Raw genomic sequence first — 13104 nt, 5'->3', positions numbered from 1 at the left:
GTTCAGCCGTTGAAGTGGTTGCGCTTGAAGACGGCCTTGCGGATGTGGAAGGTGTTGCCACCGCGGTGGCCGCTCGCGTTGAAGACCTGCATGGCGATCCAGCCGCCGAAGATGACGGCGGCGAGAATGATGAGCTGGTGAATCAACGCGGCGAGCGCGGCGATGAACGTGGTCAGAAGGAACAGCCCGCCGCACACCGCGCCGAACCCGACGCCTCCGAGGGCGATGTTCACCGCCGTACGCGAGACGGCCGGCTTGGTGGCGACCGGTTCGGGCTTGGCGGGCTCGATGGCGTAGCCGGTGACGACGCGGCCGTCCGGCAGGACGACGCTCGCCACGGCCGCGATGCTGCCGGCCCGCACGACCGCGAGCGGCGCCGTGCGGGCGGCGGGGGTGATGGGGGTGGGGACGTGGACTTCCACGGCCGCGGGCGAGTGCCTGTTGCGGACGTGGGTGGTGGGTTCGTTCACGGGCTGTCTCCCTAGTTCCCGAGGGCGGACAGGGCGTCGGCGGACGCCTGCACGAGGTTGTGGATGGGCTCGTACGCGCCGGTCCCGGCGGCGAAGAACCCGAAGAGGAAGAGCACGATGGCTGAACCGCCCCCGGCGGACTTGGTCTTGACGGCGAGGGCGGACGCGGCACCGAACAGCAGGACGGCGGAGATGCTGAGGATCACGGGGAAACTCGCTTTCGGGCGAGGTGGATGGGTGGATACGCTCCGCAGGCCCCGGGTGCTGGCAAGTTCGGGGCATTGACCGGCGACCGCGCCCACCTAGCTCCTGCTCGGAGCGGGGTCCGTCTCATGGCGGGCGGTCGTCTGTCTTCTCCTCAGCCGGTGCCGGAGCGGTAGATGCGGGCCCAGCGGTTGTAGAGCCAGCGGCCGACGCGTATGCGCTTGCCGGTGGCCTTGCAGCGGCGGCAGTCCTTGCCGCGCTTCTGGCGGCCTTTGCGGTCGGTCTTCATCTGGAAGCCCCAGCCGTTGCACTTGCGGCAGTTGCCGAACGGCGAGGCAGCACACACCGCGACGTAACACAGCGTTACACCGAGCAGGAGTGTGATAGCGAGCAGGGCAGGGGTCATGACGGGCCCTCCGGGGCGGCTTTCAGGGTTTCCGCAGGTGGGCCGCTATGCGCTAGCGACCTGATCAGGCTGCTTTGGGGCGCTAAGCGAGCCGCTAACGCTAGCGGGGGGTGCCGCTAGCGCTAGCGGCCCGCAGCGGTCAGCCCGCGTCCCGCTTTCCGTCACGCTCCGCAATCGCTGCGGTGATGTGGGAGCGGTCGACACCGCGCCGGTTGACGACCTTGCCGTCCACCCGGCGGCCCACCTGGATCGTGGACAGACCCCGCGGCTTCAGCGCTGAGGCGAGGGTCTCGGGCTCCCATCCGTCGTAGACCTCAGGGCGCAGTTCGGCGAGCCGCGCGACGACGGTTTCCGACCACACCTTGGTCTCCTTGACGGGGATCACGGCGAGGATGTCGGCGAGCAGGTCGTACGCGCTCGCCACGGCTTCCGGCTCTTCCCCGAGCGCGTGCCCGGAGAGCAGTCCGGCCTTCTCGCGCGCCGTGCGGGCGCGGGCGGCGATGCTGTCGGCGCCGGGGCCGTCCACGTAGACCGAGCCCACGATGCGGGCATCGGAGCCTTCACCGATGAAGTAGTGGATGCCCTTGTCACCCCAGCTGAACATGGTCGCGCGCACGCCGCGCTTGTAGGCGGACGTGCCGAGGACCATGTCGTTCTCCAGCTGGCCCATGACCTTCAGGCACCAGCGGGCCGACGCGTTCGCGCTGATCCCGGTGGGAAGCGCCTTCGCGTCGGGGCGCTGGGTGGCGAGCAGCAGCACGATGCCGGTGGCTGGACCGCGCTTGACCAGGTCGGTTGCGATCTCCTCGAACTCGTCCTTGTGCTTGGGGTGTTCGAAGAGCACCTGGCACTCGTCCACCCCGATCACGATGGGGTGCAGGCCAAGGGAGCGCTTGTCGGCGAGTTCGCTGGTCACCTTCGACTCGGGGCAGATGTCCCGCGGAAGCGAGCGGATCACCTTGGTACGCCGGCGCAGTTCCTCGCGCAGCGCCCGGAAGTCGTTGAGCGCGTACTCGATGGCGTCGTCATCGTCGCCCGCGGCGTGCCGGTGCGAGACGGCGTTGCCGACGGGGTCCAGGTCGCCGGTGCCCTTCATGTCGTAGGTGTGCAGTTCCGCCCGTGGGTCCAGCGCGGCGATGAGCAGGAGCAGGCGGAGCAGGAAGGTTTTGCCCATGCGCGGGATAGCGCCGATGATGCCCGCGATGTACATCAGGGTGACTTCGACCCAGCGTCCGCGCTGGTCGGTGCCGTAGGCGACGGGCTTGAAGAGGTTGACCGAACCATTGGTCAACAGCGGCCACTTGGGCTTGCGGGAGGTCGACATGTCCTGGTCGCCGACCCACAGCACAAGGTGCCCGGTGTGCTCGCTCGGTACGGCCTCGGGCCATACGCAGCCGAGCGGCCGACGCAGACCGGAGGCGAGCCGGTCGCGACGCTCGATGACATCCGTGACCGTAACGCCGTAGGGGAGGTTGCCCTCCGCACGCCATCCGGGACCGTCGCGGGTGATGGGGGCGGTGAATTCGAAGCCGTCGCGGCCCTTGCCCTGTGCCTGGTTGATGGCGGGGATGCCGAGCGAGCCGAGCGCGCGCAGCACGATGTCACTGGTGAGCTTGACGGCCTTGGGGAGCTCCACCGCGCGGTGGATGACCGGGTCGTCCGCTTTGCGGCCGGCAGCCCCGAGCGCCATGACAACCGCACCGACCGACAGCGCCTGAAGCCAGTCGGGTGCCAGGACGTAAATGGCGAGCGCGGAGCCGAGCCCGAAGAACATCGCGAGCACGGCTACCAGCGTCCGGAGTCGGACCCGTCCGTCACGCTGTCGCGACAGCTTCAGGTACTCGGCAGCGTCCTCGCGCCGGACCGCTGCGAGTCGGACCGGCTCGCCCTCGCGGTCGGCCACCCACCGCATGGTGGCGCCCACGAACTTCGCGGCACCGGACGGCGCCTGAAGCGTGAGCCGTGCGGCGTAGACCGGGGAGCGAAGCGCGTGATAGCCGACCGAGTGGGCGTAGTGGCGGGCCACCCATCCGGTTGCGGTCTTCAGTTCCGCCATGGACTTCAGCCACAGCGGAACGACCGGACGGCGCTGCGCGGCGAGCAGTCGACCGAGGTAGCCCGGACCGGTCGCCTTCGCGGTCGGAAGGTCGACCAACCGGCGGGCGGTCGGGTCGCCCGACTCGGCACCCGACCGGTCCGGCGCGGGGTCGGCCGACGGGTCGGAGTCGGGTCGAATGGTCGAGTCGACCGACTCCGTACGGGCCGACCGTGCCTTGTCGAGGTCGACCACCTCGCCCCCGGAGTCGGCGGCCATGTCAGCTTCGAGTCGGTGGAAGAGTTCGTTCTCGTCGTCGGGGTGCTTCACTGAATGTCCCTTCCAAGGGAAAGAGGCGGGGTCCGGCCGTCGCTGTAGGAGGTGGGCGGACGGACCCCGCACGGCGGTGCTACGGGGGTGGCATGGGGGAATCTGAGTTCAGGACGCGGCCGTGCAATTGGTGCGGCAAGCCGGTGCAGCAGCCAGAAAGCCGCTGGCGAAGGCGGCGTTTTTGCAGCAAGGCACACCGCCGCAGGAACCGAATCGCCGACGCTGTCTGGGAGTTCCTGGACATCTGGTAGGTCACGCAGCGCGCTGTTCCTCGGGGTAGGTGCAGGGCACGCACATGCCGAGCGAGGTCGGGATGACGTATCCCGCATCCGTGCTGCACTGCGGGCAGGTACGGCGGGCGCGCATCGCCTTGGCGAGCGCCGCCCGCTTGCCCGGCGTCATCGGCCGTACCGGCTTGGCGCGGTCGACGCGGTACAGGTAGGCGACCAGCGCGCCACGCCGGTAGCGCGGGCGCAGCACCTGAGCCGCGATCGGCTGACCGCCCGGGCGTAAGCCGCGGGCGCGCAGCTGACGCCGTGTGGCGAGCCCGTCGGGGGCATAGCGCCATGGGTAGGTGGGGATGCCGTACTGGCTTCCGGAGGGGTCGTAGCACTTGCCAAATGCCGCGGGCATCAGGCGGCCTCAGCCTCGGACTCCTCGCCCTCCGCGTCGTCGACGGAGTGCAGCGGGCGGCCCTCAGCACGCTCGGACTTCAACGCGTCGCGCAGCGTGCGGGCGTTGGTTGCCGAACAGTGCACTTCGGTGCGGATGCGTTCCGCGGTCAACTCCGCGTCCAGCCACTGTGCGGTGGCCATGCGTGCCTCGGTCAGCAGCTCCTCGAAGGTGCGCTGCGCCTTGGTCTTTCCCTTGGCGGGAGTCCGGCGGCGCGGACGCGGCTTGGCATCGGCAGGGGGCGCCGGCATGGCCACCGGTGGCGGCGCGGGGGTGGTCTCTTCGATAGCGGGGACGAGGTCGCCCATGCGCAGCATCACGCGTTCGCGGCGCGGAGTCTTGGACCGCCACTTGCGGCCGTACTGCTCACGCAGATCCGCGCGAGCCAACTGCCGCTCCTTCTCCCTCGCCAGTGCCTCGCTGTAGGAGGTGACCTCCCACAGCGTCATCCGGCGCCAGAGCGCGAAGGTGGAGGGGAAGGCGAGCAGCCAGCGGGATAACCGGATCTTCTCCATGCGGCGGCCGGTGGCCGCGCCGATCCGCACGGCGTAGATGTGCGCGCCGATCTCTGAAAAGACCACCCACAGCAGCGGCATGGTGCCGTGCGCGACCTTGGCCGACAGGGAGTGTCCGGCCGCGATGTTCAAACCGCACGTGATCAGTGTGAGCGCCCAGGGCACGAACCGCACCCACGCGAGCGCCATATCCATGCGGATCAGCAGCAGGTTGGCGACGGTGAACACCGGGATGGCCACGTCGATGCCGACCGGCAGCATCCACGGCGAGGCAAAGCCCCAACTCGCCGCGGCAGCGGAGACCGCGTCGAAGGAGGAGATCAGTCCCAGCGCGCCGACCGCGGCGGCGGCGAGCGCGCCGATTCCGGCGAGTCCCAGTTCCGGGCGGGTCAGTGGCGGAACTCCGGACGCGGGTGTCTCGAGGGCGGTGGTCATGCCGCTGCCTCCGTTCCGCCGGCCGTGCCGGGGCGACCAAGGCGGCGGTTGTTGACCGTCCCTGCCTGCGGGGTGAGGTCCAGGACGGTCAGCCAGTCGGCACCGGAGCGCTTGGCCGCGTACATCTGCTCATCGGCCAGGCGCAGCAGCGTGGACAGGTCCACGTCGTCGGTGCGGGGGTCGTAGGCGACCGCGCCAACGGAGGCGCCCACCGTGAGCGGGCGGCCGTCGACCGTGACCGGCTGCTCGATGGCGCGGGTCAACTCGCCCAACGTCCAAGACAGATCAGCGTGACTGAAGACGCGAGCGACCGCGGCGAACTCGTCACCTCCCAGGCGCACCACGGTGCCCGCGTTGATGTCGGCCCATTCCGCGAGCCGCCGGCCGGTGGCCGCGATAACCGCGTCTCCGGCAGCGTGCCCGTAGGTGTCGTTGATCTCCTTGAACCTGTCGAGGTCAACGACGTAGACCGCGCTGGGACCGCCCGCCAACACCCTCATGGCGCGCTCCGCGAACGCGTCGCGGGTGAACAGACCGGTGAGCGGGTCACGACGGGCGGTCTCGATACGACGGCGCAGGCGCAGCGCGTGCAGCGACCATCCGGCCGCCATCGGCAGTTCCGCCGCAGCGGCAAACAGCAGCTCACTCATGCCGCAGCCCCCTTGCGTGCCGTGCGCCGACGGGCGGGGCGGACCAGAGGGACGACATCGAACAGGTCCGGGTTCTCCTCGATGACCTGCGCGGCGATGCGGACCAGGTCGTCGGGAAAGTGCGGGTTGTCGGCGAGGATGTCGCGCGCCGCGTCCTCGCGGGCGGCGCGCTCTTCGTCCGTCTCTCCCTCGACCCCGAGCCACAGCTCAACCGGGGTACCGAGCGCGAGTTCCGCGAAGTCGGCAGCAGAGATGGCCTGTTGGTGGCCGATGTACGTACGCATGGAAGTTCTCCAGGCATCGAAGGGATGCCGGGGCGGTCGCGGTCTTTGGCGAGAGGCGACCACCCCGGAAAGGCAAGGCCCGCACCGCAGACGCGGCCGAGATAGTGCTGGCGGCAAGACGGGGGTTAGCTGATCTGCACGTAGCCGCTGGTCACCCGGCGGCGGATGTTCAGGTGCGAGGCACCCGTGATGCGGGCGCACCCCGAGGTGGCGCTCACCGCGAGGCGGCCGGTGGCCTGCGGGGTCGCGGCAATCCGTACGTTTCCGGAGGTGAGGTTCAGCCGGGCGCCCCTGCCGCTGTAGGCGCTGATGCCGAGATTGCCGGAAGTGAGGTTCACGTCCAGCAAGCCGGTCACGTCGCCGACGATGACGCTTCCGCTGGTGACTGTTGCGTCCAGGTCGCCGACGCGTTCAGCGGTCAGGCTGCCAGAGGTGCCGTCGTACTCCAGTCGCGCCAACTCGCCCTTGATGACGGTGTCGGCGGTGTGCGTGCTGATCAGCGTCTCGGACCGGGCGGGCAGGTGGACGACGGCGGTGATCGGCGTGACCGCGTCGCCGGCCGGGCCGGTGGCGGTGACCTCGCGGCCGTTGATGAAGACCTTGCCGCCACCGTGGCCGGTGACGTGCACGTTGCCGTTGACGATCTGCACGCCGCTGCCGCCAGAGAACGTCATGGTGTTGCCGCCCACGCTGATCGTGGTGCTACCGCCCATGCCACCGGCCACGTCCGGGACGCGGACCTTGAGGTTCTGCCCCCGGAGACTGACCGCGGTGTCGCGGATCACGTCGGCTGACGGGCCCGAGGTGGCCTCGGTCTTCAGCACCACGTGCGCCTGCTTCAGCGCGGGGTCAACGACGACGCGGATAGTGCCCGCGTTCATGGTCAGGTCCAGGGCGATCGGGCCGAAGGCGTCCACGGGGATCGTGCGTTCGGTCATGGCGAACTCCAGGAAGTCGAGGGGACGTGTGATGTGAAGTGCCGGGGCGGTCACGGTCTTTGGCGAGAGGCGACCGCCCCGGGAAGGCAGGTGAACCGCCGTACGAGGTACGGCGGTGAGGTGGGTGGTGCGTTGTCTCCTTCGGGAACACGAGCTCCCGTTTCAGGCGTATGGAGATGAGACCTCTCGGTCTCAAGCCCTCCGGTGAATGCCAAGGCGCCGGGTCGCCTCCCCCCGTCCGATGCGGGGCTCCTGGTCGTGCGCCCGTTCGGGTCGCTGACGCGATCCGAACGAGAGGAACATGTAGTACGTGTTCCTCATCTTGCAGAGGGAGGTTCGCACCGTCAAGCCCTTCGGCTGATGGAGGTCTGCGAGACCCTCGCGCTCGATGTACCTACAGACTGGCGTCGGCAGCGACGACGTTCGACCTCGCGGTTGCGCGGCTCAGGTCGTTCTTAGCTACCGTGAAGTCGAACCAAGTCGTCCCAGGAAGTCGGAGGTTGGCATGGCGAACGAGCGACTGCGCGGCGCGATAGTGGACTTGGGCCTGACGCTCGATGAGGTCGCCGAACGACTCGGGGTCGCGGCCAAGACGGTCGAGCGATGGATCAACGAACCTGAGCGCAAGCCATACCGCCGCTTCCAGTTCGCAACAGCATCGCTGTTGAGGTGCGAGGTGTCGTACCTGTGGCCGGACGAGCGCACGTCAGCTGAGGTCGCGGCCGCTGGCAACGCCGAGTTGGTCAGGCTCTATCCACACCGATCCGTCGTGATGCAAAACCTCTGGACGAACCTCTACTCCAAGGCGACCCGTCAGTTTGACCTGTTGGTGTACTCCGGCTTCTGGCTCACCGAAGACGCGTCGTTCCACCGGATCGTGAAGGAGAAGTCAGCCGACGGAGTGCCCATCCGCTTCATCCTGGGAGAGCCCACGTCGCCGGCCGTGGCGATGCGCGGCGAGGACGAAGGTATCGGCGGGGCGATGGCAGGCAAGATCCGGAACGCCCTAATCAACTATGGCCCACTCTTCGGTCTCCCCGGGGTGGAGTTCCGGTTGCACAGTACGACCCTCTACAACTCCATCTACCGGGCCGATGACGAGATGCTGGCCAACGGGCACCTCTACGGCGTCGGCGCCTATATGGCCCCCGTGCTGCACCTGCAACGCGTGCCCGGCGGTGAACTCTTCGACGCCTACGCTGAGAGCGTTGAGAAGGTCTGGCAATCGGCCCGCCCGATCTCTTCACCTGCCGATTGGGAAGGCACTGCCTGATGAGCCGCATCGACTACTTCCGCGATCCGAACGCCCCTGAGGCCAACTCGGTGGTGCCCTCGGTCACCGCGATCGTCCGAGACGACACGGGACGGTTGCTGCTCATCCACAAGACCGACAACGACCTGTGGGCACTGCCCGGTGGCGGCCACGACATCGGCGAACGCATCGCCGATACCGCTGTACGTGAGGTCGCGGAAGAGACCGGCATTGACGTCGAGGTAGACAACATCGTCGGCCTCTACACCGACCCTGAACACGTGCTGGCGTACGACGACGGAGAGGTCCGGCAACAGTTCTCCATCTGCTTCCGAGCCCACCCTGTCGGGGGTTCGCTGCGTACGAGCAGCGAGTCAAAAGAGGTCCGCTGGGTTGACCCAACGGACCTTGACGGGCTGGACATTCACCCGTCGATGATGCTGCGCATCCGCCACGGTCTCGACGACTCGCGGCGAGAGCCCTACATCGGCTGACTGTCGGCGGAGACCTGCGCCAACCGGCTCTCAACACGCTTCGCCGCTGCGTGAATCTCGGGGGCCGCGCGCTGAATGAACCGCCCGACGATCGTGTCCGGGCCGTACCGCTGCACGATCTCATCCAACCGCTCGGTCGAGGTGGTCTGCGTTCCGTCGGGCGTCGTCGTCATGTCGCAGAAGAGCAGGGCGTCGACCAGGTCCGGACGCTCTAGCTCGAACTCCCCTTCAAGCTCCTGCCTCAGCCCTCGTTCCTCGGCTTCCAGCAGGGCGCAGGAGTGGTGGGCCACGAGACGAACGACCCGCTCGTCTGCCTTCTCCTGGTCGCGGAGGAACCGCGCACCGTCCAGGGGATGAAAACCGGTCGTGGCGATGGCCGGCGAATACCCGATGTCATGCAGCACCGCGGCGGCTTCCAGCAACTCGGCATCGTCGCCCATGATCGGGCCCAAGGAGCGAGCGCGCTTGGCGACCCCCAGCGAGTGCGCCCACCGGCGCGGGAGCGGATCGGACAGCAGCGATTCGGAGAGCGAGTACGCCCACTCAGTCAGTCCCATGGCGGCCAAGACTACGGGCGGACGGTGGGTGTCGGGAGAGCGCGTACGGTTCGCCCCTTGCCGTGCACGGTGGCGAGCAGGCCGTTGCCCTCCATCTGGGCAAGGACACGGCGTACGGCGGTACGCGAAACACCGAACCGCTCACAGAGGCGTGCCTCAGAGGGGTACGTGGCGCCCACTGAGAGGGCATCCTCCGTGATCACGTCGGTCATCCGTTCTGCAAGAGAGCGACGATCGCCGCCCCGAGCAACCCGCCACCCAATCCCGGGAGCGGACTCAACGACACCGTCAGCTTCGAGAACCTTGAGGGCACGGCGGATCGTATTCCGGGCGACTCCATGCGAGCGCATCAGATCAGCCTCTGACGGCAGGGTGTGTACGCCATCCTCCGCTTCGATCTCGCTTCGAAGCGCTTCCGCAATGACCAAGTAGGTTCCGCGCGGACTGGCCTCCGGCACCTCGGCTCCCTTCGCATCACTCCATCGGTCAATGCCAAGGGTCCCACGGCCAAGACACAGCACGGAGCCTCCCTTGCACTTGAGGCATCGCGAGCGTACCGACAGGGCAGATTATCGGCGTACGACCGCGTCGTACGCCCAGCTTGCAGCAAGGCTCAGCAGCTGCCACAAGACGCTTGGTCGTTCCGACCGACGTCCAGCCACAGAGGGGGAGACATGTCCGTAGTGGAGGAGTATTGGTCTGGAGTTCTAAGGCGCCTGCAAGCAGAGGTCGACGTTTTCAATCGACTAATTAAGCACTGGGGCGAGCGAGGAAGAGAGAACGAACTATCTTTGGCTCGATTGCTAGAAAATCTTATCCCTAAACGGTACGGAGTAGGTTCGGGGATGGTAATCGACCATCTAGACCGATATTCACAACAAACAGACATCATCGTGTACGACCAGGCCAACGAACCTGGGATTCTCGCACAGAGCACGCAAGTCCTATTCCCTGTAGAGAATGTACGGGCTTGCATCGAAGTAAAGACCAGCGTAAATAGGGACGAGATTCAGGAATCAGGCAAAAAGCGAGTAAGCCTACAACGACTCACTTCAATAAATAGGCCTCTGCCCTTGTTCCACCTGGTGGGATACAAGCCCACTCAGGAACTTGAGACGATTGCTAAGCACATCAAAGGCCTGAGCGATGACGACAAGCCAGACCTCTTCTGCATAATCGATGCCGGGATGATAGGTGGACGAAAAAAACTACTATCGCCCATCTTCGGCGATGCTTTAGATAATTCCCCTGACTACATCGTAGGTGTCACCTACCTACACTCTCGCACGAGTGGACAGCGAGTGAAGGGGCAGTACAAGGAGCCACCTCCGGACTCCACTGAGCCGAAGCTTCTGATAGATGGAAGCAGCTATCCCATCATTAGGGTAGCTGGGAAGTGGAGGGTTATTGAGCCATCAAGGTCACTTCTCATCTTTTGCGCTGCTCTAGTCAACTCGTTGGCCACTCATGATGGCCACGAGTCCCCAGCTATCACCCACTATCTGTCACAGGCCACCTTAGATCTCTTCGAACTATCTTAGTAGGTCCGGCCGGTTGAGGAGTTCCTCGACATAGGTATGCATATTTAGGCGCTCCCAACCAAACTCCGCACAGAGGTGGGCCGCACTTGGGCGAAGTGGCGATTGCACTACATCATTGCTGATGATGTAGAAGCTCTGCCCCTCCATCTCACACCTCCTCCCTAACGCAATCACTTCGAGCATACTGGGATCCTTCCCCTCCATATCGGATACACCCTCTTCGTACCCAAACTTCAACTGCAAGGTACGACTGAGCCAAACCCTCTCCTCCATATAAGGAGCTTCATTCAAATTGAGACTAAGTCCCTGAATCCAATGATGAATTGATTCATTTCGCGCCATCACCTCAACGTCTTCGATGACAGATCTCGGTATGACTAGCTCCTCCGCCGCCACCCTCGGGGTCAGCTCCTCAAAGAGGTCAGCCATCATGGATGGCCTAACGCAGTCCCTGGCAGCGACTAGCGCCGTCGCGTCGGCGATGCAACGCTCGTCCACCCTCAGCCCTCGACGCTCGACCGCGCAAGGAATTCTAGCCGTGAAAGTTCACTGCGTGACATCTTCAGGAACTCCAAGACCTGAGATTCCGGAATCTTGCGAGCCGCCTTCGCTTCAATGAGGAGGTTGACGTAACCCCTACCATAGGTTTGCAGACGTACGACATCTCTTGTCTGCGAGCTTTCGACACTAGACCCCCCGGCCTTCCTCTTATCCAGTGCCCAATGGACAGACGGGTAGAACCCAGGTTCGGAAAGGCCGAGCTTATGAAGTCGCAGAGCTGCCGCTTGCGTACTCACGCGATACCGAGACCTTAAGGGGTACACCTGCTCCAAGTTCGAAATTTTCATTGTGCCAAATTTGAAGCGCACAAACTCTCTAACATCCCTCTCAGGCATCAAAAAGCAGGCCGCCACTTCATTGCACCAGCGCTCTACCCCCTCGTCATTCTTGACTAGACATAGGGATCCGTCATGCAATGCGAGGTGAGCAAGTTCATGAATATAGGAGAAAGTACGCGCCCTGTAACGTTCCTTTGTGTTTATTACCATCAACGGGGCATCGTCATGCGGCAGGGAAAATCCGCGAACTCCCGTATCGGTATCAATCGGAACATGCATCACGATGATGCCATGCTCTTCCAGGTGATAACGGAGCGCCCTGGTTACTTGGGCTTCCGTTTTCTGCAATTGGATATCAAGCGTCCATTGCAGCCAAGATCGCAGCTCGCCTGCTAAGTGCGCAGCCGAAATTTCTAGGTCACCACTCGGGATATGTGGCCCGCTGATGCCAAGCTGCTCCTGTAACCAGGCTGCCACTCTCTGAGTTCGCTGAGCCAGTCGAAGTTCTTTCCCCACCTCTATTGCAGAGGACGGCGACCCCAATTTCTCCGCAGTGGTCCTAAAAGCGACAGTCAGGCCACTCGTCTGAGGCGGCCGGGCAAGGAAGAAGAAGCTCTCAGGGCGCCCTAGCTTCCGAACTAGAGCCTTGAACTGGCCAGTGGTCGGCTTCAGCCTGTCCGACTCCCAGGCTACGACTTCCTGAGTGCTGGCACCCACCGCTTCAGCAAGCGCGGCAGGAGACATGCCTGCCTCAGCCCGCGTCCAGGCTAGGACGGAGCCTGTAATCGGTACTGGCTTCACGGCCATCTCCCTAGTGAACCAGCCCATCGCATACCGCGGTAGAGCGCGTGAGGCAGGTCGTTGGCACGGCCACCCTAGGCCAAGCTCAGCGGCAGACTGCTCAACGATGCTTTTGTTGTCGAAGTTGTGCCAATTTCGGTACCGCTTTTCGCCACGGCTCGCACGGTCCCCCGCCGCGAGGGGGCACCGATGTCACACCGACAGAGGTCATCCGCGTGCAACTGCGCTGCGGGTCTTAAGTGCGGTGACAACGACCGCGACTGTGGCGCACGTCCACGCACGTTCAGAAGTAGTCAGCCCAGGTGAGCTCGCCGCGTCTCCGAGAACGACCAAGATCGCTTCAAGGCGCAGGAAGAGCGTCTGCCCTGAAACTTGCGCCGCGGCCGTCTGGGAGCCGTTGTTGGCCCCTGGGGAGAGCACCGCGACCGCTCCTGCACCGCGATGGAAGTGCCTCGCCGCGGTCACCCGCCGTCGGTGTTCGCTCCACCGGGGGACAAGCCGTCAGGGTTCCTAAGCCTCGCCCTCAGCATGCGAGTCAGCTCCGTTTGGCTACCCTGCCGGTTACTCAAAGCTCGAACGAAGTCCTCAGGCACGGCCGGAATGGTTTCCTCACGCTGCCACGCGCCGAGACACTCAATCGCATGCGTAGCCAGCGCCTGCGCAGTGAACCGCTCCGGGTCT

The 13104-nt window shown here is 65.2% G+C and carries 16 protein-coding genes; 3 read left to right on the top strand and 13 right to left on the bottom strand.

From position 1 onward, the window contains the following. Window positions 1–2: 2 nt before the first annotated feature. The 9 genes from ACWBNA_RS04025 to ACWBNA_RS03985 form a co-directional block, all read right to left on the bottom strand. Window positions 3–470, bottom strand: a complete 468-nt coding sequence (locus tag ACWBNA_RS04025) for a hypothetical protein (RefSeq protein WP_482702323.1) — start codon at window positions 468–470, stop codon at window positions 3–5. Between the two features lie 11 nt (window positions 471–481). Further along, the gene (locus ACWBNA_RS04020; RefSeq protein WP_037717778.1) at window positions 482–676 is read right to left on the bottom strand and encodes a hypothetical protein; all 195 of its coding nucleotides are present in this window, start codon (window positions 674–676) and stop codon (window positions 482–484) included. 152 nt (window positions 677–828) lie between these two features. Beyond that, complete coding sequence (locus ACWBNA_RS04015) at window positions 829–1080, bottom strand: hypothetical protein (protein WP_280911340.1); 252 nt, start codon at window positions 1078–1080, stop codon at window positions 829–831. Between the two features lie 139 nt (window positions 1081–1219). Then, window positions 1220–3445, bottom strand: a complete 2226-nt coding sequence (locus ACWBNA_RS04010) for a cell division protein FtsK (protein WP_482702320.1) — start codon at window positions 3443–3445, stop codon at window positions 1220–1222. 252 nt (window positions 3446–3697) lie between these two features. Next, entirely contained in the window at window positions 3698–4078 is a 381-nt protein-coding gene (locus ACWBNA_RS04005) for an RRQRL motif-containing zinc-binding protein (protein ID WP_482702318.1), read from the bottom strand. Further along, a complete protein-coding gene (locus ACWBNA_RS04000) occupies window positions 4078–5067 on the bottom strand; it encodes a DUF2637 domain-containing protein (RefSeq protein WP_482702316.1) in 990 nt (329 codons plus the stop codon). Before ACWBNA_RS04000 ends, ACWBNA_RS04005 begins: the two co-directional genes overlap by 1 nt. Continuing rightward, window positions 5064–5717: a GGDEF domain-containing protein gene (locus ACWBNA_RS03995; RefSeq protein ID WP_482702313.1), complete on the bottom strand. Its 654-nt coding sequence runs from the start codon at window positions 5715–5717 to the stop codon at window positions 5064–5066. The genes ACWBNA_RS04000 and ACWBNA_RS03995 overlap by 4 nt, the downstream gene beginning before the upstream one ends. Then, window positions 5714–6001, bottom strand: coding sequence for a hypothetical protein (locus ACWBNA_RS03990; RefSeq protein WP_280911345.1), 288 nt, complete (start codon window positions 5999–6001; stop codon window positions 5714–5716). The genes ACWBNA_RS03995 and ACWBNA_RS03990 overlap by 4 nt, the downstream gene beginning before the upstream one ends. Before the next feature lie 125 nt (window positions 6002–6126). Further along, a complete protein-coding gene (locus ACWBNA_RS03985; RefSeq protein WP_482702311.1) occupies window positions 6127–6939 on the bottom strand; it encodes a DUF4097 family beta strand repeat-containing protein in 813 nt (270 codons plus the stop codon). A gap of 505 nt (window positions 6940–7444) precedes the next feature. Here ACWBNA_RS03985 and ACWBNA_RS03980 point away from each other — a divergent pair. Together ACWBNA_RS03980 and ACWBNA_RS03975 are read left to right on the top strand one after the other, a co-directional pair. Next, window positions 7445–8212 carry a helix-turn-helix domain-containing protein gene (locus ACWBNA_RS03980; protein WP_280911347.1) on the top strand — a complete coding sequence of 256 codons (768 nt, stop codon included), beginning with the start codon at window positions 7445–7447 and terminating at the stop codon, window positions 8210–8212. Next, entirely contained in the window at window positions 8212–8685 is a 474-nt protein-coding gene (locus ACWBNA_RS03975) for an NUDIX domain-containing protein (protein WP_482702308.1), read from the top strand. Before ACWBNA_RS03980 ends, ACWBNA_RS03975 begins: the two co-directional genes overlap by 1 nt. Here ACWBNA_RS03975 and ACWBNA_RS03970 read toward each other — a convergent pair. Both ACWBNA_RS03970 and ACWBNA_RS03965 read right to left on the bottom strand, forming a co-directional pair. Further along, window positions 8673–9242 (bottom strand): HD domain-containing protein, encoded by a 570-nt coding sequence (locus ACWBNA_RS03970; RefSeq protein WP_482702306.1) that lies wholly within the window; start codon window positions 9240–9242, stop codon window positions 8673–8675. The two genes, ACWBNA_RS03975 and ACWBNA_RS03970, sit on opposite strands and share 13 nt — an antisense overlap. A gap of 11 nt (window positions 9243–9253) precedes the next feature. After that, the gene (locus ACWBNA_RS03965; RefSeq protein WP_482702304.1) at window positions 9254–9700 is read right to left on the bottom strand and encodes a GntR family transcriptional regulator; all 447 of its coding nucleotides are present in this window, start codon (window positions 9698–9700) and stop codon (window positions 9254–9256) included. Between the two features lie 216 nt (window positions 9701–9916). On the opposite strand from ACWBNA_RS03965, the gene ACWBNA_RS03960 reads away from it, so the two are divergent. Beyond that, complete coding sequence (locus ACWBNA_RS03960) at window positions 9917–10783, top strand: DUF6602 domain-containing protein (protein WP_482702302.1); 867 nt, start codon at window positions 9917–9919, stop codon at window positions 10781–10783. Here ACWBNA_RS03960 and ACWBNA_RS03955 read toward each other — a convergent pair. Continuing rightward, window positions 10775–11281 carry a hypothetical protein gene (locus tag ACWBNA_RS03955; protein WP_482702300.1) on the bottom strand — a complete coding sequence of 169 codons (507 nt, stop codon included), beginning with the start codon at window positions 11279–11281 and terminating at the stop codon, window positions 10775–10777. The genes ACWBNA_RS03960 and ACWBNA_RS03955 overlap by 9 nt on opposite strands. 2 nt (window positions 11282–11283) lie before the next feature. Beyond that, window positions 11284–12423: an ImmA/IrrE family metallo-endopeptidase gene (locus ACWBNA_RS03950; RefSeq protein WP_482702299.1), complete on the bottom strand. Its 1140-nt coding sequence runs from the start codon at window positions 12421–12423 to the stop codon at window positions 11284–11286. Window positions 12424–13104: the final 681 nt, after the last annotated feature.

The sequence above is a fragment of the Streptomyces sp. Q2 genome (assembly GCF_056820935.1).
Note: the sequence above shows the minus strand (reverse complement) of the source record. Positions and strands in the feature narration are given on the sequence as shown.